Genomic DNA, 19891 nt, shown 5'->3' with positions numbered 1-19891 from the left:
GGCCCTGTGAAGCGAGACAGACGAAAAACCACGCCGGTTTCGTGCAGCGGATGGATCAATCCGGCTGCGAGGGTGGCGCATCCACCTGCGTCCGCTGCAACTGGTCGAGGCGCTGTTGCAGGTCGGCGATGCGCGCGTGCTGCCACCAGATCCATGCAGCGAGCGCGCCGATCGTGGCCAGCGCCAGCCAGGTGGCGAGGCTCGCGTGGCGTGCTCCGGCGGGCGCGGCCGCGGTCGCTCGCCCGTGGGCATCCCGCAGCTCCGCCAGCAGCGCGCCGGCCGTTGCCGGACGCTTCGCCGGATCGCGCGCCAGGCAGCGCAGGGCGAGGGCATCGAGGCTGCCGCGGAGGCGTGCTGCCTCGCGTGCCGGCGCGCGCTGGCTGGGGGCCGGCGGGTCCTGCTGCTGGCGCAATGCCTTCAGCTCGGACAGCGAATGCGCCTGTGCATCGACGGGCGTATCGCCGGTCAGGACCAGGTACAGCAGCAGGCCGAGCGCGTAGACATCGCTGCGCGCGTTGGCGGGGCTGCCGTCGAGTTGTTCCGGCGCGGCCCAGGCCGGGGTCAATCCGTGCAGGGCCGCGTGGCTGGCTGGTGCGGCGTGCTCCAGCAACCTTGCGACGCCGAAGTCGAGCAGGTGCGGTTGGTCATGCGCATCCACCAGCACATTCGCCGGCTTCAGGTCCGCGTGCACGATGCCGCGGGCGTGCGCGCAGGCCACTGCGTCGGCCAGCGCCGTGAAGGTCTTCAGCCGCCGGTCCAGGTCCGGCGCCGTCTCGCGCAGCCAGGCATCCAGCGGGCGTCCGCTGATCAGTTCGGTGACCAGCCAGGGGCGCCCGTCGGGGGCAACGCCGCCGTCCAGCAGACGCGCGATGTTGGGGTGGTCCAGCCGCGCCAGCAAGCGCCGCTCCTCGACGATCAGCGCATCGGCGTTGCGGTCCGCGCGCAGCAGCTTGACCGCGACCTCGCGCTCGAAGGCGCCGTCGGCGCGTCGCCCGAGGTGGACCTCGCCGCTGCCGCCGCGGCCGATCAGCCCGGTCAGGCGCCACGCGCCGATGCGCTCGATGGCGGCCGGCGCGGCGACCGGGCCGGTGTCTTCCAGCAGGCCCGCCGACGCGCTGACCGCGCCGAGCCAGCGGCGCAGCGCCTGCGCGCGGCCGGGGTCGCGTGCCTCGATCTGCGCCAGCGCGGTGGCGCGGGCGGTCCCGGAGAGGTCCATCAGCGCGTCGAAATCCGCCTCCAGCTGCTCCGCAGACCAGCGCGCGTCCTCGCCCATTCAGTCCGGCCTGCCGCCCAGGTGCAGGTACAGCCAGGCGCGCGCCTTGAGCCAGTCGCGCCGCACCGTGCTCTCCTCGACCCCCAGCAGCGCGCCGACCTCGCGGTCGTCCAGGCCGACGAAATAGCGCAGGTGGACCACCTGGGCCGCACGCGGCAGCGCCTGTTCCAGCGCCGAGAGCGCCGCGTCGATCACCAGCAGGTCGGCGCCGAAGGGATCGTCCGCGGCCAGTTCGATGGCTTCGTCGATCGATGCGTGGGCGGCCCCGGCACCGCGTTTCTGCGCGCTGGTTGCGCACATGGTCGACCAGGATCTGGCGCATCGCGCGCGCTGCGGTGGCGAAGAAGTGCTTGCGGTCGGCGAAGCGCGATCCGGCCTGGGCGAAGCGCAGCCAGGCCTCGTTGACCAGCGCGGTAGTCGACAGGGTTTCGCCGGCGCGCAGCGACATGCGCTCGGCATGCGCCACCCGGCGCAGGTCCGCCTGCGCCTCGCGCATCCAGTCCGCGAGCGCCGCCTCGCTGGAGGGTGCGGCGCGGCGCAGCAGGGCAGCCATCTGCGCCAGGTCGGCTGCATCTTCCGCCGGCTGTTGCGGGTCCGCCGTCATCGCCTGCAGCTCCCAGTGCCTGCACGGAATGCTGCCACTGTTGCGTATGTCTGGCCATGGACACACAAGGAGCCCTGCCCATGAACCTCTCGCAAGCGGATCCCTTCGCCGACGACCAGGTCCTGCGCCTGCAGGCGCGCCTCGCCGCACTGCGCTACCGGCGGCGCCTGCCGAGCGCCGTGGCGGGCGAGGACTACCTGGCGGAACTGTCCGACCAGCCGGTGCGGCTGCTGCCCGGGACGCGGCTGCCGCCTGGAATCACCTTCGATCCCGCGACCGGATTGGCCGGCGTACCCGCGGTCGCTGGAAGCTACGTCGTCGAGTTCGAAGAATGTCCGGCCGGGCCGGTCAGGCGCTGGTTGCTCGAAGTGGCCGAGGCGCCGCGGCTGGAAATCGTGCGCGAGAGCTTGCCGGCGGCCCGCGTCGGCAACGATCTGTGCGCCCAGATGCGCCTGGCCACGCCGTCGCTCCCGGTGATCTGGAGTGTCTGCGACGGCCGCTTGCCGCCGGGCCTGCGCCTGGATGCGCACAGCGGACGCCTCTACGGCGTGCCCACCCAGGCCGGCGTCTGGTGCTGCAGCCTGCGTGCGCAACTGGGCGCGCAGGCAGCGCTGGCACCGTTGGCGCTGGTGGTGTCGCCGGCGCGCGCGGCGCGGGCGATTCCGGTCGGCGGCCTGCTGGCCGAGGTGCGCCGGCGGCATGTGGGCCTGGCCGCGCCAGCGGCGTGAACCGCCGGCGCGCGAACCGTCAGGCGCCGAGGTAGTCGCGCTTGCCCAGAACCACGCCGTTGTGGCGCATCAGGGCGTAGGCCATGGTGTAGTGGAAGTAGAAGTTCGGCCAGACCCAGGTATGGGCATAGGCCTTGCCGGTGAACTCCAGCGTGCGGCCAGGGATCGTGATCGACACCGGCCGCTCCTCGGCGCCGGCGATCGCATCGCGGTCCAGGCTGCGCAGGAACTCCTGGGTGCGCGCGATGCGTGCCTTCAGTTCCGGGATGGTGGTCTCGACGTCCTCGAATTTCGGCACCTCGACACCGGCCAGCCGCGCGCCGCAGCCCTTGGCCTGGTCGGTCGCGATCTGGATCTGGCGGGTCAGGTCGAACATGTCCGGCGCCAACCGTGCGCGCAGCAGGTTGCCGGGGTCGAAACCGCGCGCCGCGGCGTGCTCGGCTGCCTTGTCGAGCAATCGATCCAGGCTGCCCAGGTGGTGCAGCAACAAGGGGACGGTGGATTCGTAGAGGTCGATGGCCATGGGTTGTCCCGAGCGGATGGGGCGCAGATCATCCCACGCGGGCGGGCTGCAGTTGCCGCCGCCCTGGCGTAATCTCGCGCTTTTCCGCTGCTGCCCATTCCCGACGTGACCCACCACGACCCTCTGCTGATCGCTGGCAAGACCTACCGCTCCCGGCTGCTGACCGGCACCGGCAAGTTCAAGGATCTCGAAGAGACCCGGCTGGCCACCGAGGCCGCCGGTGCGCAGATCGTCACCGTGGCGATCCGCCGCAGCAACATCGGCCAGGACAAGAGCCAGCCGAATCTGCTCGATGTGCTGCCGCCGGATCGCTACACCATCCTGCCGAACACCGCGGGGTGCTTCTCCGCCGACGACGCGGTGCGCACCTGCCGCCTGGCGCGCGAGCTGCTGGACGGCGCGCCGCTGGTGAAGCTGGAGGTGCTGGCCGACCTGAAGACCCTGTTCCCGGATGTGGTCGAGACCCTGAAGGCGACCGACATCCTGGTGCGCGAGGGCTTCCAGGTGATGGTCTACACCAACGACGATCCGATCGTCGCGCGCGAACTGGCCAAGCGCGGCTGCGTTGCGGTGATGCCGCTGGCGGCGCCGATCGGCTCTGGCCTCGGCATCCGCAACCCGTACAACATCCTCACCATCATCGAGGAAAAGACCGTGCCGATCCTGGTCGATGCTGGCGTTGGCACCGCATCCGATGCCGCGGTGGCGATGGAACTCGGCTGCGACGGCGTGCTGATGAACACCGCCATCGCCGGCGCGCAGAACCCGGTGCTGATGGCCTCGGCGATGCGCAAGGCCATCGAAGCCGGCCGCGAGGCCTTCCTCGCCGGCCGCATCCCGCGCAAGCGCTTCGCCAACGCGTCCTCGCCGATGTCGGGGATGATCGAGTAGCGGCAGCTCCGACCGTCGCACCTCTGAACAAAGCTGAGCAAAGAGCCTTGTCCGCAAAGGACGCAAAGGACGCAAAGGAAAGCAGGGTCACATTCAGTCGGCGCAGGTTGCGAGACTGTCGCTGGAACTGACCAATCGTCGCTCTCTTTGCGTTCTTTGCGTCCTTCGCGGACAAGAATTCTGATCTGCAACCACTGATTGACCATGTCCGATCCCGGTTCACCGCCCTCCATACAGCACCGCGCCATCCGCAGCTTCGTGCTGCGCCAGGGGCGGACCACCGATGCGCAGCGCGAGGCGCTGGAGCGCGACTGGCCGCGCTATGGCCTGGACTGGCCGCGCCCGGCGGCGGATCCGCGCGACTGGTTCGCGCAGCCGCTGCCGGTGGTGATCGAGATCGGCTTCGGCAACGGCGAGGCGATCGCCGCGGCGGCGGCGGCCGATCCGGCGCGCAACTACCTCGGCATCGAGGTGCACCGGCCGGGCGTCGGGCGTTTGCTGCGTGAGCTCAACGCGCGCGGCATCGACAACGTCCGCGTGATCTCGCACGACGCCGTGGAAGTGCTGCGCAACGCGATCCTGCCCGGCTCCCTGGACGAAGTGCGCCTGTACTTTCCCGATCCCTGGCACAAGACCCGCCACCACAAGCGGCGCATCGTGCAGACCCCGTTCGCCGAGCTGGTCGCCAGCCGCCTGCGCCCGGGCGGCCGCTTCCATCTCGCCACCGACTGGGAGCCCTACGCGCTGTGGATGCGCGAAGTGCTCGATCCCTCGCCGCTGTTCCGCAACACCAGCACCAGCGATGGCTACGTGCCACGCCCTGAAGGCCGCATCGAAACCCACTTCGAGCGCCGTGGCCGGCGGCTGGGCCATGGGGTGTGGGATATGGTGTACGAGCGGGTGTGAGGCGGCGTGGGCGGAGGCGGCCTCGTGGTTTCGATGAGCGCGTGCCGGTTGTGGGTTGTAGGTTGTGAGTTGTGGGCAGCCAGGGCGGGCGAAACCGCGACCCACCGGCACGCCGCGCGCTTTTGCTGCCCACAACCCAGAACCCACAACCCAGAACCCGCGGTGCCCACAACCAACCCGCAACTTCCCGCGCTTCATCCCTCTCGAACGCTGAACAGTGCGCCTGAACCGCTGCCATCCTGCTTAACATCCTTTTAATATCGACTTCCTGCGGGCCGCGCGCCCGACGATGCTGCGAGTGAGATGGATGGTGCGCTGACACTCTCCTTCGACATGGCGCTGGTGCTGGTCATCCTTGGCCTCACCGTGATCCTGTTCGTGCGCGAATGGGTGTCGTCCGATGTCGCGGCGCTGGTGATCCTGGTGGTGCTGGGGCTCACGCAACTGGTGCCGGTGGATCGATTGTTCGACGGATTCGCGTCGAACGCAGTGATGAGCGTGCTCGCGGTGATGGTGCTTGGCGCGGGACTGGACCGCACCGGCGTGATGGGGCACGCGGCCAGCCTGGTGCTGAAGCTCTCGCAGGGCGAGGAAAAGCGCCTGGTGGTGGCGCTGTCGCTGGTGGCCGGCACCACCAGCGCGTTCATGCAGAACCCGGCGGTGGTCGCGCTGTTCCTGCCGGTGGCCAGCCGCATCGCCGCGCGCACCGGTTATCCGCTGGCACACCTGCTGATGCCGATGGGTTTCTGCGTGGTGCTCGGCGGGACCATGAGCATGGTCGGCAATTCGCCGATGATCCTGCTCAACGACCTGCTGCTGGCGGCCAACCGCAACCTGCCCTCGGGCGCCGAGTCCTTCCGCACCCTGCCGCTGTTCGTGGTGCTGCCGGTGGGGCTGGCGCTGTTCATGGCCGGGGTCCTGTACTTCCGCTTCTACGGCAGTCGCGTGCTGGAAGCGCAGGACGATCGCCAGCCGGTCACGCCGGGTACCACTGAGAGCTACTTCGAACAGGTGTACGGCATCCGCGGCGAGGTCTTCGAGCTGACGGTCGAGGCAGGCAGCGCGCTGATCGGCCACAGCATCCAGGATGCCGAGACCTTGCCCGGCGCGCCGTTGATCCTGGCGATCAAGGACAACCTGGGCGTGCGCGTGGCGCCGCCCGGCGACCAGTTGCTGGCGCAGAGCACGGTGATCGGGGCGCTGGCGCCGCCGGATGTGCTGGAGCACTACGCCCAGCAGCACGGGCTGTCGCGTGCGCCGCAGGTGCGCCAGCTGGAGGAGGCCTTCAATCCGGCGCGCTCGGGTATTTCCGAGGCGGTGATTCCGCCGAACTCGCGCTTCATCGGCAAGACCATCGGCGAGCTGCGCCTGCGCAAGCGTTACGGCATCAGCCCGCTGGCGCTGACCCGAGGCGATGAGGTCTATCGCGAAGACATCCGCCGCGTGGTGGTGCAGTCGGGCGATTGCCTGGTGTTTCACAGCGGCTGGCCGGAACTGGCCGAACACGTGCACGAGCGGGATTTCGTCGTGATCACCGACTTCCCGCAGGAGGAGCACCGTCCGCAAAAGCTGTGGTACGCGGTGATCTTCTTTGCGCTGGGCTACGGGCTGGCGCTGGTGGGGCATTTTCCGCTGTCTGTGGCGCTGCTGGCGGGCGCCGTCGGCATGCTGCTGACCGGCGTATTGAGCATGGACGAGGCCTATCGCGCGATCAGCTGGAAGACCATCTTCGTGCTCGCCTGCCTGATTCCGCTCGGCGCCGCCGTGGACAACAGCGGCACTGCGGCCTGGCTCTCCCAGGAGGCTTTCGCCTATCTCGGCGGCTGGCCGATCTGGTCGCTGCAACTGGCCATCGCGCTGCTCAGCGCAATGGCCGCAATGGCGATCAGCCAGATCGGCGCCACCGTGCTGATGGTGCCGATGGCGATCAACCTGGCGCTCGCTGCGAACGCCAGTCCGCTGGAGTTCGCGCTGATCGCCGCGCTCGGCGCCTCGAACAACTTCCTGACCGCCAGCAACGCAGTCAATTCGCTGATCAGCGGGCCGGGCAGCTACCGCACGCGGGATTTCCTGCGTATCGGCCTGCCGCTGACTTTCGTCTTCGCCGGGCTTTCGGTGGCGATGGTCACCTGGTTGTTCTGAGCTTGCGGATACCGTCCGGAGTCCCGGCTCCATCTTCAATCCACAATCGCACGCTAACGTGTCCCACAGCCCTGTAGTGGAGACACCTGTCATGCGTCTGTTCCTGGCTGCCCTAGCCCTCGTCCTCACGTGCGCGGCCGCGCCGCGGTTGTCCGCCCAGGGCGGTCCGCCCCCGCCGCCCGCTTTCGCGCCGCTGCCCGCGGCGGCGCCGGTCCCGGCGGGCAACCCACAGTCCACGGCCAAGATCGCGCTGGGCCAGGCATTGTTCTGGGACGAGCAGCTCTCCAAGACCGGCACGGTGGCCTGCGGCAGCTGCCACATGCCGCGTGCCGGCGGCACCGACCAGCGCACGCGCACGCCGAACCCGGCCAGCGTGCACCCGGGGCCGGACCAGGTGTTCGGCACGCCGGACGACATCGTCGGGTCGATGGGCGTGCCGGCGCACGCCGCCAACGGCATTTACCAGTTCGACCCGCTGTTCGGCATGGCCCCGCAGGTGGGATCGCGCCAATCGCAGACCGCGGTGAACGCGGGCTTCCCGACCACCCTGTTCTGGGACGGTCGTGCCGCCGGCGTCTTCCTCGACCCGGACACCCAGCAGACCCTGATCCCGGCAGGCGGTGCGCTGGAGAACCAGGCGCTCGGGCCAGTGGTGAACGCGGTGGAAATGGCACATGCCGGCGGCACCCTGGCGGACATGACCCAGCGCATCGCCGCCATTTCGCCACTGAAGCTGTCGCCCGCAGTGCCCCAGGCGCTGGGCGACTGGATTGCCGGGCGCAGCTACCCGCAACTGTTCGAAGAGGTGTTTGGCACGCCGGAGGTGAGCTCCGCGCGGCTGGCGCTGGCGATCGCAGCTTACGAGCGCACGCTGGTATCGAACCAGACGCCGCACGACCTGCAGCTCGCCGGCAACCAGGCGGCGATGACCGCGGACGAACTCGCCGGGCGCCAGGCCTTCGTGCAGGCGGGCTGCGCGCGCTGCCACGGTGGGCCGCTGCTCAGCGACAACAATTTCCACTATATCGGGGTGCGCCCGGGCAACGCCGATCCGGGCCGCTTCGCCGTGACCGGCAACAATGGCGATCGCGGCCGCATGCGCACACCGCCGCTGCGCAACATCGAACTGTCGGCGCCATATTTCGCCGACGGGCGCTTCCAGACGTTGGAAGAGGTGGTCGCCTTCTACAACCGCGGCGGCGATTTCAGTGCGCCGAACAAGGATCCGCGCATCGTGCCGCTGGGCCTGACGCCGCAGCAGCAGGCGGCCATCGTGACCTTCCTGCGCCGGCCGCTGACCGACCCACGGGTGCAGAACGAAACCGGGCCGTTCGCGCGGCCGCAGCTGTACACCGAATCAACCGCCGTGCCCCAAGCTTCCAGCCAGGGCATCCCCGGCAGCGGCGGCGCGATCCCGCGGCTGACTGCCTACGAGCCGCCGCTGGTCGGTGACAGCGGGTTCACCCTCGGCGTCGATGGCGGTTTGCCGGCAGCCCCGGCACGTGCGCTGCTGGCGCTCTCCGATCCCGCCAGCGCCACAGCCTCCGCGCTGCGCAGCATCGACTTCAGCCTGTCCGCGCTCGGCGCCGGTTCGATCGACCTGGCATTGCCGACGCGCACCGAGGTCGGCGATGCGCTGCTCTACCTGCGCGTCTTCGTCCAGGATCCGGCGGCACCTGGCGGCTGGTCGGCCAGCGGTAGTGTCGCTTTCCGGCTGATCGGCCCCGACGATGAGCTGTGGGCCAGCGGCTTCGAGGACTGACGTGCCCGGCGCGCTTCAGATATTGAGCCAGCGCCCGCCGTCCACCCGCAGCACCTGGCCGGTCACATAGCCGGCGTCGCGCAGCAGCCACAACACCGCGCCGGCAAGGTCTTCCGGGGAGCCCTGGCGCTTGAGCGCGGTGCGCTGCTCGACCATCGCCAGGGTCTCCGCTTTCTCGGGATTGGTCGACCACAGGATGTTGCCCGGCGCGATGGCGTTGACGCGCACCTCGGGGCCGAGTTCGCGCGCCAGGCCGTAGGTCAGGGCGACCAGCGCCGCCTTCGCCATGCAATAGGGCAGGTAGCGCGGAATCGGACGGTCCGCGTAGATGTCGACCAGGTTGACGATCGCGCCGCGCGCAGCGCGCAGCGGCGCCTCGGCGGCCTGCGCCAGGAACAGCGGCGCGCGCGCGTTGGTCGCCATCAGGTCGTCGAACTGCGCTTCTTCGATGCCGCCGAGTGGCGTCGGGTAGAAACTCGACGCGTTGTTGACCAGCGCATCCAGCCGGCCGAAGCGCGCCAGGATCGCCGGCACCAGCGCCGTGGTCGCCGGGATGTCCGCCAGGTCCGCCTGCAGCGCCAGCGTGCTCCCCGGGCGCGCCGACTCCAGTTCCGCAACCAGCGCAACCAGGTCGGCGCCGGGACTGCGGTAATGCAATGCGACATCGAACCCCGCCGCATGCAAGCGGCGCGCAATGGTGGCGCCAACGCGGCGCGCGGCGCCGGTGACGAGGACGACAGGGGCTGTGCTCATCCCCGCAGCATATCGCGCCGCGCACGAACAGGCTTTGTCGCACGGCCCAGCGACAAGCAGGACGCAGAGAACGCAGAGGAGAAGCAGAGAGACCGCGGAGGGTAAGGCTTGTCTGGTCTGGATCCTGCGTTCGACCGTCAATACTGCGACTGGATCACTCGGGAGACAGGCGCTCCAGCCCAAGTGATCTCTCTGCGCTCTCTCTGCTTCTCCTCTGCGTTCTCTGCGTCCTGCTCCTGGGTGCAAGCCCGCAGTGAGCAGGTTTGCCGCGCACTCAGGGCTGCGACAGTTCGCCGCGGTCGCGGAAGTGCTCCAGCGCCTGCGGGTTGGCCAGCGCGTCGGTGTTCTTGACCGGCTTGCCGTGGATCACGTTGCGCACGGCGAGTTCGACGATCTTGCCGCTGATGGTGCGCGGGATGTCGGGCACGGCGAGGATCTTGGCGGGGACGTGGCGCGGGGTGGTGTTGTCGCGGATGACCTTGCGGATGCGGCCCTGCATGGCCTCATCCAGTTCATGGCCCTCGCGCAGGCGCACGAACAGCACCACGCGAACATCGCTGTCCCAGTCCTGCGCCACGCAGATCGATTCCAGCACTTCCGGCAGCTTCTCCACCTGGCGATAGATCTCCGCGGTGCCGATGCGCACGCCGCCGGGGTTCAGGGTGGCGTCGGACCGGCCGAGGATGACGATGCCGTCGTGCTCGGTCAGCAGCGCGAGGTCGCCGTGGCACCAGGTGTTGTCGATCTTGCCGAAGTAGGCGTCGTGATACTTGTGGCCGTCGGCGTCGTTCCAGAAGCCGACCGGCATCGACGGGAAAGGCTGGGTGCAGGACAGTTCGCCGGGTTCGCCGCGCACCGGCTTGCCGTCGTCGTCCAGGATCTCGACCTTCATGCCCAGGCCCCGGCACTGCAGTTCGCCGCGGTACACCGGCAGCACCGGGTTGCCGAGCACGAAGCAGGAGACGATGTCGGTGCCGCCGCTGATCGAGGCCAGCAGCACATCCGGCTTGATGTCGCGGTAGACGTAGTCGTAGCTCTCCGGCGCCAGCGGCGAGCCGGTCGACAGGATCGTGCGCAGCTTGCTCAGCTTGTGGGTCTCGCGCGGCTTGACGCCGGCCTTGTCGGCGGCGGCGATCCACTTCGCGCTGGTGCCGAACACGCTGATGCCGAGTTCGTCCACCAGGTCGAACAGCGAGCCTGGGCCCGGGTGGAAGGGCGAGCCGTCGAACAGCACCATGGTGGCGCCCACCGCGAGGCTGGACACCAGCCAGTTCCACATCATCCAGCCGCAGGTGGTGTAGTAGAAGATGCGGTCCTCGCGGCGCAAATCGGTGTGCAGCACCAGCTCCTTCAGGTGCTGGATCAGGGTGCCGCCCTGGCCGTGGACGATGCACTTGGGCACGCCGGTGGTGCCCGAGGAATACAGGATGTACTGCGGACGGTCGAAGGGACCGTGGTGGAAGCTCAGGAGCTCGGTGGTCTCCGGGGCGAACTCATCCCAGCGCACCGCGTTCGGCACGCTCGCGAGCTCGCGGTCGGTGCCGGCATAGGCGAACACCACCACGCGCTGCACGCTCGGCAGCTGGGTGAGGATGCCGGCGACCTTCTCCAGGCAATCGAAGCGCTTGCCGCCGTAGAAATAACCGTCGGCAGTGAACAGCACCTTCGGCGCGATCTGGCCGAAGCGGTCGAGCACGCCGTTGATGCCGAAGTCCGGCGAGCACGAGGACCAGATCGCGCCCAGGCTGGCCGCGGCGAGCATCGCGATCACCGCCTCGGGGCGGTTCGGCACGAAGCCGGCGACGCGGTCGCCGGGGCCCACGCCCTGCGCGGCGAGCGCCGCGCGCACCCGCCGCACCTGTTCGGCGAGCTGGTTGTAGCTGAGCTCGCGAGTGGAGCCATCCTCGCCGCGCGCGATGATCGCCAGGCGCTCGTCGCGGAAGCGCAGCAGGTTCTGCGCAAAGTTGATCTCGGCCTTCGGGAAGAAGCGGCAGCCGGGCATGCGCTCGAAGTGCTCATGGGCCGGCGTCAGGTCGCCACGGCCGCGGATGCCGCAGAACTCCCACACCGCGGTCCAGAAGCGGTCCGGGTGGGTGTTCGACCAGTCGTAGAGCGCTTCGTAGTCGGGCAGCTCGGCGCCGAAGCGCTCGTGCGCGAAGCGCTTGAAGCGGCTCAGGTTGGCCGCGTCGATGCGCTCCTGGCTGGGGGTCCACAGGGCAGCGGTCATGGGGCAGGGCTCCGCAGGGTCGAAAATGGCCGCAAGCATGCGGCGTGGGCGCGCCGGGCGACATCGGTCGTTCGGTCAGCGCGCCGCACGGGTTGGCTCCGTATCATCCGCGCTCTCGCGGCGCCGTTGTAGCGCCTGCAACCACTGACGAGGAAACCGCCATGCGCCCATTCCAGACTGCCGCCGCCATCGTCCTCCTCGGCTCCGCCGGCCTCGCCCACGCCGGCGCGAAGGAAGAGGTCTTTGCCGCGTGGGACGCGATGATCGCCGCCAAGACCTATCGCGCCAGCATCGAGACCAGCGCCAACAACCAGACCTTCAAGCAGCAGGTCGAGATCGTCATCCCGGAGCGCATGCGCATCACCGGCGGCCCCGGCGGGGACATGGTCATCACCCCGGAAGGCGCCTGGATCAAGCTCCCGGGCCAGGACTGGATGGAAGCCCCGCCGGGCACCGCCGCGGTCAGCAAGCAGTACATGAGCCCCGAGTTCGTCGAGCAGGCCAAGGCCGGCGTGACCAAGGTCGAGGCGCTCGGCACCGAGGACGTCGGCGGCAAGCCGGCGAAGACCTACCAGATCGAACAGACCATGAAGATGATGGGCGTCGAGGCGCAGACCAGCACCAAGCTCTACGTCGATACCGCCAGCGGCCGCCCGGTCCGCCAGGAAGTCGACGCCGTCTCCATGGGCCGCAACTCGCGCACGGTGCAGGACATCGAGTACGTGGGCGGGTTGGAGATCGTTGCGCCAAGTGAACCCGGGTTATGGGTTGTGGGTTGTGAGTTGTGGGCGGCGACAGCAAAGGCGCTGTCGGGCCGGTGCCGCGGACTGCTGCCCACAACCCGGAACCCACAACCCACAACCGGCCTCTTGAATCCCCTTGAACCCGCCCCCAATAAAGGGCCCGTCGCGCGCCGGGCTGGCTTCCGCTCAGCCTGTCGCGGCACTCATCTGCTGCTAAATCATTGATTCAACTCATTCAGAGGCCCTATCGCCATGAAAATCCGTCCTTTGCACGATCGCGTGATCATCAAGCGCATGGAAGAAGAGCGCGTCAGCGCCGGCGGCATCGTGATCCCCGACTCCGCCACCGAGAAGCCGGTCCGCGGCCAGGTCATCGCTGCCGGCAACGGCAAGATCCTGGAGAACGGCAGCGTGCGTCCGATCGCGGTGAAGGCCGGCGACAAGGTGCTGTTCGGCAAGTACAGCGGCACCGAGGTCAAGGTCGACGGCGAAGAACTGCTGGTGATGCGCGAAGAAGACATCATGGGTGTGATCGAGGCCTGATAGCGCACCGCGCTTCGGCTTCCCTTTCACTTTTCACCTTTCACTTTTTACCGAGGTAAACAGCAATGGCTGCCAAAGAAGTCCGTTTCTCCGAAGACGCCCGTGCGCGCATGGTCAAGGGCGTGAACGTCCTGGCCAATGCGGTCAAGGTCACCCTGGGCCCGAAGGGCCGTAATGTCGTGCTCGAGAAGAGCTTCGGCGCGCCGACGATCACCAAGGACGGCGTGTCCGTCGCCAAGGAGATCGAACTGGCCGACAAGTTCGAGAACATGGGTGCGCAGATGGTCAAGGAAGTCGCTTCCAAGACCTCCGATGTCGCCGGCGACGGCACCACCACCGCCACCGTGCTGGCGCAGGCGCTGATCCGCGAGGGCATGAAGGCGGTCGCCGCCGGCATGAACCCGATGGACCTCAAGCGCGGCATCGACAAGGCGGTTGTCGCCGCCGTCGAGCAGCTCAAGGCCATCAGCAAGCCGTGCAAGGACGACAAGGAAATCGCCCAGGTCGGCACCATCTCCGCCAACAGCGATGCCGAGATCGGCACCATCATCGCCGACGCGATGGACAAGGTCGGCAAGGAAGGCGTGATCACGGTCGAGGAAGGCTCGGGCCTGAACAATGAGCTCGACGTCGTCGAGGGCATGCAGTTCGACCGCGGCTACCTGAGCCCGTACTTCATCAACAACCAGCAGACCATGAAGGCCGAGCTGGAGAGCCCGTACATCCTGCTGCACGACAAGAAGATCTCCAACGTCCGCGAGCTGCTGCCGGTGCTGGAAGCCGTCGCCAAGGCCGGCAAGCCGCTGCTGATCGTCGCTGAGGAAGTGGAAGGCGAGGCGCTGGCCACGCTGGTGGTCAACACCATCCGCGGCATCGTCAAGGTCTGCGCGGTCAAGGCCCCGGGCTTCGGCGATCGTCGCAAGGCGATGCTGGAAGACATGGCCATCCTGACCGGCGGCCAGGTGATCTCCGAGGAAGTGGGTCTGTCGCTGGAGAAGACCACGCTGAAGGATCTGGGCACCGCCAAGCGCATCGTCGTGGAGAAGGAAAACACCACGATCATCGACGGCGCCGGCAAGGCCGACACCATCAAGGCGCGCATCGACCAGATCAAGAAGCAGGTCGAGGAGACCAGCTCTGATTACGATCGCGAGAAGCTGCAGGAGCGCGTGGCCAAGCTGGCCGGCGGCGTGGCGGTGATCAAGGTCGGCGCCGCGACCGAAGTCGAGATGAAGGAAAAGAAGGCGCGCGTCGAAGACGCCCTGCACGCCACGCGTGCGGCGGTGGAAGAAGGCATCGTCCCGGGCGGCGGCGTGGCCCTGGTGCGCGGCCTGGAAGCGGTGCGCAAGCTGAAGGGCGCCAACGAAGACCAGAACCACGGCATCTCGATCGCCGCGCGCGCGATGGAAGCGCCGCTGCGTGAGATCGCCACCAACTCCGGTGACGAGCCGAGCGTGGTGCTGAACAAGGTCTACGAAGGCTCGGGCAACTACGGCTACAACGCCGCCACCGGCGAGTACGGCGACATGGTCGAGATGGGCATCCTGGACCCGACCAAGGTCACCCGCTACGCGCTGCAGAACGCGGCCTCCATCGCCGGCCTGATGATCACCACCGAGTGCATGGTCGCCGAGCTGCCGAAGAAGGAAGCGGCGGGTGGCCACGCCGGTCACGACCACGGCGGCGGCATGGGCGGCATGGATTTCTGATCGGCCCTCAGGGTCGATCCGGACCGGGCGGCGTTCGCGCGCCGCCCAGGTAGCCGGGTGCGCAGGTTCTCCAAGGCCCGCGTATCCCCGGAATACAGCAGCAAGCGTTGCAACGAAGGGCGGGCCGCAAGGCCTGCCCTTCGCTTTTTTGCGGGGTCTGGCTTGCGTCAAGTCAAGGCAGGACCCGGCGCATCGGGCGCAAGGTAAGGAAATGCCAGAGCCCGGAGGTGTGTGATGCGTGTGTTGCTGGGGGCAATCCTGATCCTGTGCGCAATTCCGGTTGCGGCGGGCGAGCCGGGAATCGGCGTCCTGCGCGTGCCTGCGCCGCCGCCCGACATGAAGGTCAACGAAAACGACTTGTCCGATCGCGAGCCGGTCGATCCGGCCGAGCAGCGCCCGGCGATAAGCCCGCCTGCGCGCAGCGTGCCGACAGAAGCGCCCTCCGGGATCATCATCCTGCTGCCGATCTGGAGCCCCCTGGGGCCCGCGCCGACGCAGGGAGCGCAGGTCGTCGTGCCGCCGGACAACGAGGTCGCGGGCGCGGTGCACGCGCTGGCGCCACATCCGACCAATGCCAATATCCTGTATGCCGCCTCGGTCAATGGCGGCGTCTGGCGCACCAACAACGCGACCGCGGCCGATCCGGACTGGACGCCCCTGACCGATTTCCAGCGCTCGCTGTCGACCGCGTCGATCGCCTTCGACCGCACCGACGCGAGCTTCCAGACGCTGATCGTCGGCACCGGCCGTGTCAGCAACTTCGCCGAGCGCGGCGACGACGAGATCGGCGTCTACCGCACCACCAATGGCGGCTCGAACTGGACCGAACTGGGTGGAGCCACTCTGCTCGGCCAGAAGCTGGTCGGCGTCAGCGCGCGCGGCGCCGTGCTGATGGCGGCATCGCGCAGCGGCGGCCTCTACCGCAGCACCAACACCGGCGCGAACTGGACCCTGGTGTCGGGCGGCGCGGGCACCGGCCTGCCGACCGGCGGCATCGGCGAGTTGGCCGAAGACCCCACCAACAACAGCCGCTTCTATGTCGGCGTGCTGGGATCGGCGACGCCGGTCTGGCGCAGCGACAACGGTGGCGCAACCTGGGTGGCAGCCAGCACCGGAATCGGCAGCACGGCCACCGCCGGCGGCAACATCCGCTTGTCGGTCGGATCGGGTGGCGTGGTCTTCGCGGCGATCGTCAACAGTTCCACCCTCACCGGCGTGTTCCGTTCGACCAACCAGGGCGGCAACTGGACCGCGATGGACGTGCCGCCGATCCATCCGGGCGGCCAGGGTTTCCCGAACACCTCGCTCGCGGCGCACCCGAGCAACAACACGCTGGTGTTCATCGGCGGCGACCGCATCACCAGCTATCCCTTCACGGGCGACGTCCGTCGCGGGAATTCCACGGCCGCAGCCGGCAGCCAGTTCTCGATCATCATGGATGCCGGTGGCAACAACACCGCGCCGCACGCTGACAGCCGCGATCTCGCCTTCGATGCCAATGGCAGCTTGCTGGAGAGCGACGATGGCGGCGTTTACCGCCGCAGCAATCCGACCGGCGCGGGCACCTGGACATCGGCGATCGGCGACCTTGCCGTGATGGAGGTGCACGACCTCGACCACGACGGGCTCGCCAACGTGATCACCATCGGTACCCAGGACAATGGCACCCACATGCAGCAGCTGCCCAACACGCAGCGCTGGGAGCACATCTTCGACGGCGACGGCGGCGATGTGGCGATCGACGACATCACTCTCATCAATGGGAGTTACCGCTACGTCAGCACGCAGGGACTCGGCAGCTTCACGCGCCAGCGCTACAGCAACGCCAACCTGTTCGTATCCGAGATTGCGATGCCCGGGATCACCGGCACCCAGTTCGTGACTCCGCTTGAGATCAACCGCATCGACCCTGCCCGGCTGATGGTGGGTGGTACTTCGCTGATCTTCATTTCGACCAACGCGACATCGGCTTCGCCGACCTACAGCCTGCAGGTCGCGCCGGGCGCCAACCGCAATGCAATGGCCTTCGGCGCCTTGAACAGCGTCGACGCGGCCTACGTCGGCAAGGGCAGCCAGGTATATCGCCGCTCGGGCAACAGCTTCGTGGCGACCACCGCGCTGCCGGCGGGCGCAAGCACCGTCACCGATGTCGCGATGGACCCCACGAATTCCGCGCGCGTGTGGGCGATCGACGACAACCAGGTGTTCCGCTCGATCAACTCGGGGACCACCTGGACCGATGTGACCGGCAACCTGTCCAGCATCAGTTCCTTCGACTTCCGCACCATCGAGTACATCCCCGAGGACGGCACCGACCGACTTGCGCTGGGCACGCGGTCAGGCGTGTATTTCGTCGATACCGACGACAACGTCTGGTACGGCTTCGGCATTTTCCTGCCGGATGTGCTGGTGTTCGACCTGCGCTTCGTGCAGTCGACGCGCCGGCTGATCGCCGGCACCCTGGGCCGCGGCGTGTGGTCGGTGACGGTCCCGCGCACGGAGCACATGTTTGCCAACGGGTTCGAGTAGGGATGGGATCGGTGCGATGCTTGCGCCATGCGCATCGACTTGCCCGCGCGCGGGCTGCACCTGGACCATGAACTGACCGGACCGCCGGACGGCCCGGTGCTGGCGCTGGTCATGGGCCTGGGGATGCAGCGGGTGATGTGGCCGCCAGAGATGGTGGCCGGGCTGGCCGCGCGCGGCTGGCGCGTGCTGACCTTCGACAACCGCGACATCGGTCACTCCGGCAGCGGGCGCCTGGCGCCGCACATGGGCGTGCGCCGCGCCTTCCTGCGCTACCTGCTGCGGCTGCCGATCCGCGCCGCCTACACCCTGGACGACATGGCCGGGGACACGCTGGCGCTGGCTGACGCGCTGGGCATCGACCGCTTCCACGTCGTCGGCGCGAGCATGGGCGGGATGATCGCGCAGCAGCTGGCGCTGGCGGCGCCCAGTCGCGTGCTGTCGCTGACCTCGATCATGTCCAGCGCCGGCCCGCGCGCCGCGCCGCCGCCGAAGTGGGACCTGACCCGCTTGATGCTGCGCGCGCCTGGCCCGCAGAGCAGCCACCAGCAGCGGTTGGACCACTACGTGGCGCTGTTCACCGAGATCGGGCGGCACCACGATCCCTTCGAGATCGCGCGCCTGCGCGAGGGGCTGGACCGGGCACTCACGCGGGCCTATCGCCCGGATGGCACGCTGCGCCAGCTGCTGGCGATCTGCGCCCAGCCCGACCGCAGCGCACATCTCAAGCGCATCGACACGCCGACGCTGCTGATCCACGGCGCGCTGGATCCGCTGGTGCCAGTGGCCGCCGCGCACCACCTGGCACGCGTCATCCCGCATGCGCGCCTCGAGATCATCGAGCGCATGGGGCACGACCTGCCGGCGTGGGCAATGCCGAGGTTGGTCGACTCCATCGACAGGCACTGCAGGTCGGTTGCAACCTGAGGGCGCTGTGCGTTCGGCGCCGGCTGCGCGTTTCTGCTGGGGTCTACGCACCGGACTCTTGCGATGCTTCACCGCGGTACCATCATCCTGTTCGCCGTCCTCGCTTCCTGCCCAAGCGCACCCGCGGTCGCAGCGACCTTCTGCGTGTCGAATTCGGCTGAACTGCAGGCCGCGCTGCAGTCGGCAAGCACCAATGCCGATGCCAGCGATCTGATCAAGCTTCGGGCGGGCACCTATGTGTCGCCGGCCGGCGGATTCGGGCGCAATCAGCATTTCGACGGGACGGAGTCGATCACGATCGAGGGCGGCTGGGCGAACCTGTTCGGCAATTGCGACTTTGCCAGCCACAGTCCCACCGCCAGCGTCATCGACGGTGCGAACACCAATCCTGGGCTGATCATCAATCGTGGCGTTGGCACCGGCAGCACAACGATCCGCAAGCTGACCATCACCCGCGGCTTCCAGGGCGGCAACCAGGGCAACACCAACCGTGGCGGCGGTCTTGCGATCTTCACCGTGACCGGCAGCAACGGCGGGACCACCGTCGAGAACATGATCTTCAGTGACAACAACGCGAGCCTGATTGCTGGCGGCGCCTACCTCGCAGGCGCGCCGCTGGTGATCCGCAGCAATCTGTTCGTCGGCAACGGCGCGTCGACCGGCTCGGCCATGTCCACGATCAGCAACTCCTCCACGGTCTATTTCAACAACAACACCGTCACTCAGAGTGTGGGCTCGGGTCCTACTTCGGCGGTGATCCGCTTTGACGGCGACAGCGCGGTGTACCTGTCGAACAACATCCTCTGGGGCAACTTCGGCCGGGATCTCTTTGCCAACGGAATGACCGTCATCTCCAACATCATCCAGACGCTGGAAGGAACGCCTGCGCTGGCCAACAGCAACCTCGGCGTGGATCCGCTGTTCGTCAGTGCCAGCGATTTCCGCCTGAGGCCAGCGTCGCCTGCGCTCAACACGGGCGCGAACACGCCCTTCGGCGACCTTTCGACGCGCGACCTCGATGGCGGCGCCAGGATCATCGGGCCGACGGTCGATCGCGGTGCGTACGAGGCCAACACATTCTTCGCGAATGGATTCGAGTGATGCGCTGATGCGGACGCGGAGCCGCAGCTTGCGTAGGCCGGTGTGGCGCGCAGCGCTTCACCGGCAAAGCGCCGGAGAGCCGCTGCGCGCCACTCCGGCCTACGCCTCACACAGGCTACAGCGTGGTCAGCACGAAGTTGTGCGGCAGCAGCGCATTGATGTCGGTCTCGACCAGGCCGTCGCCACCGAGGAAGACCACCTCGGCCTGCGGGCCGAGTTCGCGGATCAACTGGCGGCAGGCGCCGCAGGGCGGGATCGCCATGGGCGTGTCGCGGTTGTCGACGGCGCTGATCGCCACCGCCTCGATGCGCAGCCCGGCGCCCTCCGCGCGTACCGCGGTGGCGATCGCGTTGCGCTCGGCGCAACTGCCGATGCCGAAGGCGCCACATTCGACATTGCAGCCGGAGTAGACCTTGCCGCTGGCGCTGCGCAGCGCGGCACCGACGAACAACTGCGAATACGGGGCATAGGCCTGGCGCATCGCCACAGTGGATTCGTCGAGCAGGTCCTGGTGCTTCATCGGCGGCCTCGCT

17 protein-coding genes and 1 pseudogene are annotated in these 19891 nt (G+C 68.3%); 11 read left to right on the top strand and 7 right to left on the bottom strand.

Annotated elements, in window-relative coordinates; translation table 11 throughout:
* Positions 1 to 55: 55 nt before the first annotated feature.
* The 3 genes and pseudogenes from IPK27_17110 to IPK27_17100 all read right to left on the bottom strand — a co-directional run bounded on the left by IPK27_17110 (position 56) and on the right by IPK27_17100 (position 1877).
* Complete coding sequence (locus IPK27_17110) at positions 56 to 1273, bottom strand: serine/threonine protein kinase (protein MBK8069278.1); 1218 nt, start codon at positions 1271 to 1273, stop codon at positions 56 to 58.
* Entirely contained in the window at positions 1274 to 1573 is a 300-nt protein-coding gene (locus tag IPK27_17105; GenBank protein ID MBK8069277.1) for a hypothetical protein, read from the bottom strand. It abuts the gene before it with no gap.
* Positions 1536 to 1877 (bottom strand): annotated as a pseudogene (locus tag IPK27_17100) (hypothetical protein). Before IPK27_17100 ends, IPK27_17105 begins: the two are co-directional and overlap by 38 nt.
* Before the next feature lie 80 nt (positions 1878 to 1957).
* Here IPK27_17100 and IPK27_17095 point away from each other — a divergent pair.
* A complete protein-coding gene (locus IPK27_17095) occupies positions 1958 to 2605 on the top strand; it encodes a putative Ig domain-containing protein (protein ID MBK8069276.1) in 648 nt (215 codons plus the stop codon).
* Positions 2606 to 2624: 19 nt separating this feature from the next.
* On the opposite strand, the gene IPK27_17090 is transcribed toward IPK27_17095, so the two are convergent.
* A complete protein-coding gene (locus IPK27_17090; protein ID MBK8069275.1) occupies positions 2625 to 3128 on the bottom strand; it encodes a DUF1993 domain-containing protein in 504 nt (167 codons plus the stop codon).
* Positions 3129 to 3224: 96 nt separating this feature from the next.
* On the opposite strand from IPK27_17090, the gene IPK27_17085 reads away from it, so the two are divergent.
* From IPK27_17085 to IPK27_17070, 4 genes are all read left to right on the top strand, one after another.
* Positions 3225 to 4019, top strand: coding sequence for a thiazole synthase (locus IPK27_17085; protein MBK8069274.1), 795 nt, complete (start codon positions 3225 to 3227; stop codon positions 4017 to 4019).
* Between the two features lie 204 nt (positions 4020 to 4223).
* Entirely contained in the window at positions 4224 to 4925 is a 702-nt protein-coding gene (gene trmB, locus IPK27_17080) for a tRNA (guanosine(46)-N7)-methyltransferase TrmB (protein MBK8069273.1), read from the top strand.
* 303 nt (positions 4926 to 5228) lie between these two features.
* The gene (locus tag IPK27_17075; protein MBK8069272.1) at positions 5229 to 7067 is read left to right on the top strand and encodes an SLC13 family permease; all 1839 of its coding nucleotides are present in this window, start codon (positions 5229 to 5231) and stop codon (positions 7065 to 7067) included.
* Positions 7068 to 7158: 91 nt separating this feature from the next.
* A complete protein-coding gene (locus tag IPK27_17070) occupies positions 7159 to 8829 on the top strand; it encodes a c-type cytochrome (protein ID MBK8069271.1) in 1671 nt (556 codons plus the stop codon).
* Positions 8830 to 8844: 15 nt separating this feature from the next.
* Here IPK27_17070 and IPK27_17065 read toward each other — a convergent pair whose 3' ends face one another.
* Both IPK27_17065 and IPK27_17060 read right to left on the bottom strand, forming a co-directional pair.
* Positions 8845 to 9582, bottom strand: a complete 738-nt coding sequence (locus IPK27_17065) for a pteridine reductase (GenBank protein MBK8069270.1) — start codon at positions 9580 to 9582, stop codon at positions 8845 to 8847.
* Positions 9583 to 9856: 274 nt separating this feature from the next.
* Complete coding sequence (locus tag IPK27_17060; GenBank protein ID MBK8069269.1) at positions 9857 to 11809, bottom strand: acetoacetate--CoA ligase; 1953 nt, start codon at positions 11807 to 11809, stop codon at positions 9857 to 9859.
* Positions 11810 to 11970: 161 nt separating this feature from the next.
* On the opposite strand from IPK27_17060, the gene IPK27_17055 reads away from it, so the two are divergent.
* From IPK27_17055 to IPK27_17030, 6 genes are all read left to right on the top strand, one after another.
* Positions 11971 to 12777, top strand: coding sequence for a hypothetical protein (locus IPK27_17055; GenBank protein MBK8069268.1), 807 nt, complete (start codon positions 11971 to 11973; stop codon positions 12775 to 12777).
* A gap of 27 nt (positions 12778 to 12804) precedes the next feature.
* On the top strand, positions 12805 to 13095 hold the full coding sequence (groES, locus tag IPK27_17050) for a co-chaperone GroES (GenBank protein MBK8069267.1): 291 nt from the start codon (positions 12805 to 12807) through the stop codon (positions 13093 to 13095).
* Positions 13096 to 13160: 65 nt separating this feature from the next.
* Complete coding sequence (groL, locus tag IPK27_17045) at positions 13161 to 14804, top strand: chaperonin GroEL (protein MBK8069266.1); 1644 nt, start codon at positions 13161 to 13163, stop codon at positions 14802 to 14804.
* A 234-nt stretch (positions 14805 to 15038) separates the two neighbouring features.
* Positions 15039 to 17333, top strand: coding sequence for a hypothetical protein (locus tag IPK27_17040; protein MBK8069265.1), 2295 nt, complete (start codon positions 15039 to 15041; stop codon positions 17331 to 17333).
* Between the two features lie 27 nt (positions 17334 to 17360).
* Positions 17361 to 18257 carry an alpha/beta fold hydrolase gene (locus IPK27_17035; protein ID MBK8069264.1) on the top strand — a complete coding sequence of 299 codons (897 nt, stop codon included), beginning with the start codon at positions 17361 to 17363 and terminating at the stop codon, positions 18255 to 18257.
* Between the two features lie 63 nt (positions 18258 to 18320).
* A complete protein-coding gene (locus tag IPK27_17030) occupies positions 18321 to 19358 on the top strand; it encodes a hypothetical protein (GenBank protein MBK8069263.1) in 1038 nt (345 codons plus the stop codon).
* A gap of 115 nt (positions 19359 to 19473) precedes the next feature.
* Here the strand turns inward: IPK27_17030 and IPK27_17025 are convergent, their stop codons facing one another.
* Positions 19474 to 19878 (bottom strand): cytidine deaminase, encoded by a 405-nt coding sequence (locus IPK27_17025; protein MBK8069262.1) that lies wholly within the window; start codon positions 19876 to 19878, stop codon positions 19474 to 19476.
* Positions 19879 to 19891 lie beyond the last annotated feature (13 nt).

The sequence above is a fragment of the Rhodanobacteraceae bacterium genome (assembly GCA_016713135.1).
Classification (GTDB): Bacteria; Pseudomonadota; Gammaproteobacteria; order Xanthomonadales; family SZUA-5; genus JADKFD01.
The sequence above is the reverse complement of the archived record's forward strand: the minus strand, read 5'-3'. Positions and strand labels throughout refer to the sequence as shown.

Bases quoted from the DNA above. Each gene is read 5' to 3' on its own strand.
- IPK27_17090 (MBK8069275.1), bottom strand. From the start codon at position 3,128: ATGGCCATCGACCTCTACGAATCCACCGTCCCCTTGTTGCTGCACCAC.
- groES (MBK8069267.1), top strand. From the start codon at position 12,805: ATGAAAATCCGTCCTTTGCACGATCGCGTGATCATCAAGCGCATGGAA.
- trmB (MBK8069273.1), top strand. From the start codon at position 4,224: ATGTCCGATCCCGGTTCACCGCCCTCCATACAGCACCGCGCCATCCGC.
- IPK27_17060 (MBK8069269.1), bottom strand. From the start codon at position 11,809: ATGACCGCTGCCCTGTGGACCCCCAGCCAGGAGCGCATCGACGCGGCC.
- IPK27_17025 (MBK8069262.1), bottom strand. From the start codon at position 19,878: ATGAAGCACCAGGACCTGCTCGACGAATCCACTGTGGCGATGCGCCAG.
- IPK27_17065 (MBK8069270.1), bottom strand. From the start codon at position 9,582: ATGAGCACAGCCCCTGTCGTCCTCGTCACCGGCGCCGCGCGCCGCGTT.
- IPK27_17030 (MBK8069263.1), top strand. From the start codon at position 18,321: ATGCTTCACCGCGGTACCATCATCCTGTTCGCCGTCCTCGCTTCCTGC.
- IPK27_17035 (MBK8069264.1), top strand. From the start codon at position 17,361: ATGCGCATCGACTTGCCCGCGCGCGGGCTGCACCTGGACCATGAACTG.
- IPK27_17095 (MBK8069276.1), top strand. From the start codon at position 1,958: ATGAACCTCTCGCAAGCGGATCCCTTCGCCGACGACCAGGTCCTGCGC.
- groL (MBK8069266.1), top strand. From the start codon at position 13,161: ATGGCTGCCAAAGAAGTCCGTTTCTCCGAAGACGCCCGTGCGCGCATG.
- IPK27_17110 (MBK8069278.1), bottom strand. From the start codon at position 1,273: ATGGGCGAGGACGCGCGCTGGTCTGCGGAGCAGCTGGAGGCGGATTTC.
- IPK27_17040 (MBK8069265.1), top strand. From the start codon at position 15,039: ATGCGTGTGTTGCTGGGGGCAATCCTGATCCTGTGCGCAATTCCGGTT.
- IPK27_17105 (MBK8069277.1), bottom strand. From the start codon at position 1,573: ATGTGCGCAACCAGCGCGCAGAAACGCGGTGCCGGGGCCGCCCACGCA.
- IPK27_17075 (MBK8069272.1), top strand. From the start codon at position 5,229: ATGGATGGTGCGCTGACACTCTCCTTCGACATGGCGCTGGTGCTGGTC.
- IPK27_17070 (MBK8069271.1), top strand. From the start codon at position 7,159: ATGCGTCTGTTCCTGGCTGCCCTAGCCCTCGTCCTCACGTGCGCGGCC.
- IPK27_17055 (MBK8069268.1), top strand. From the start codon at position 11,971: ATGCGCCCATTCCAGACTGCCGCCGCCATCGTCCTCCTCGGCTCCGCC.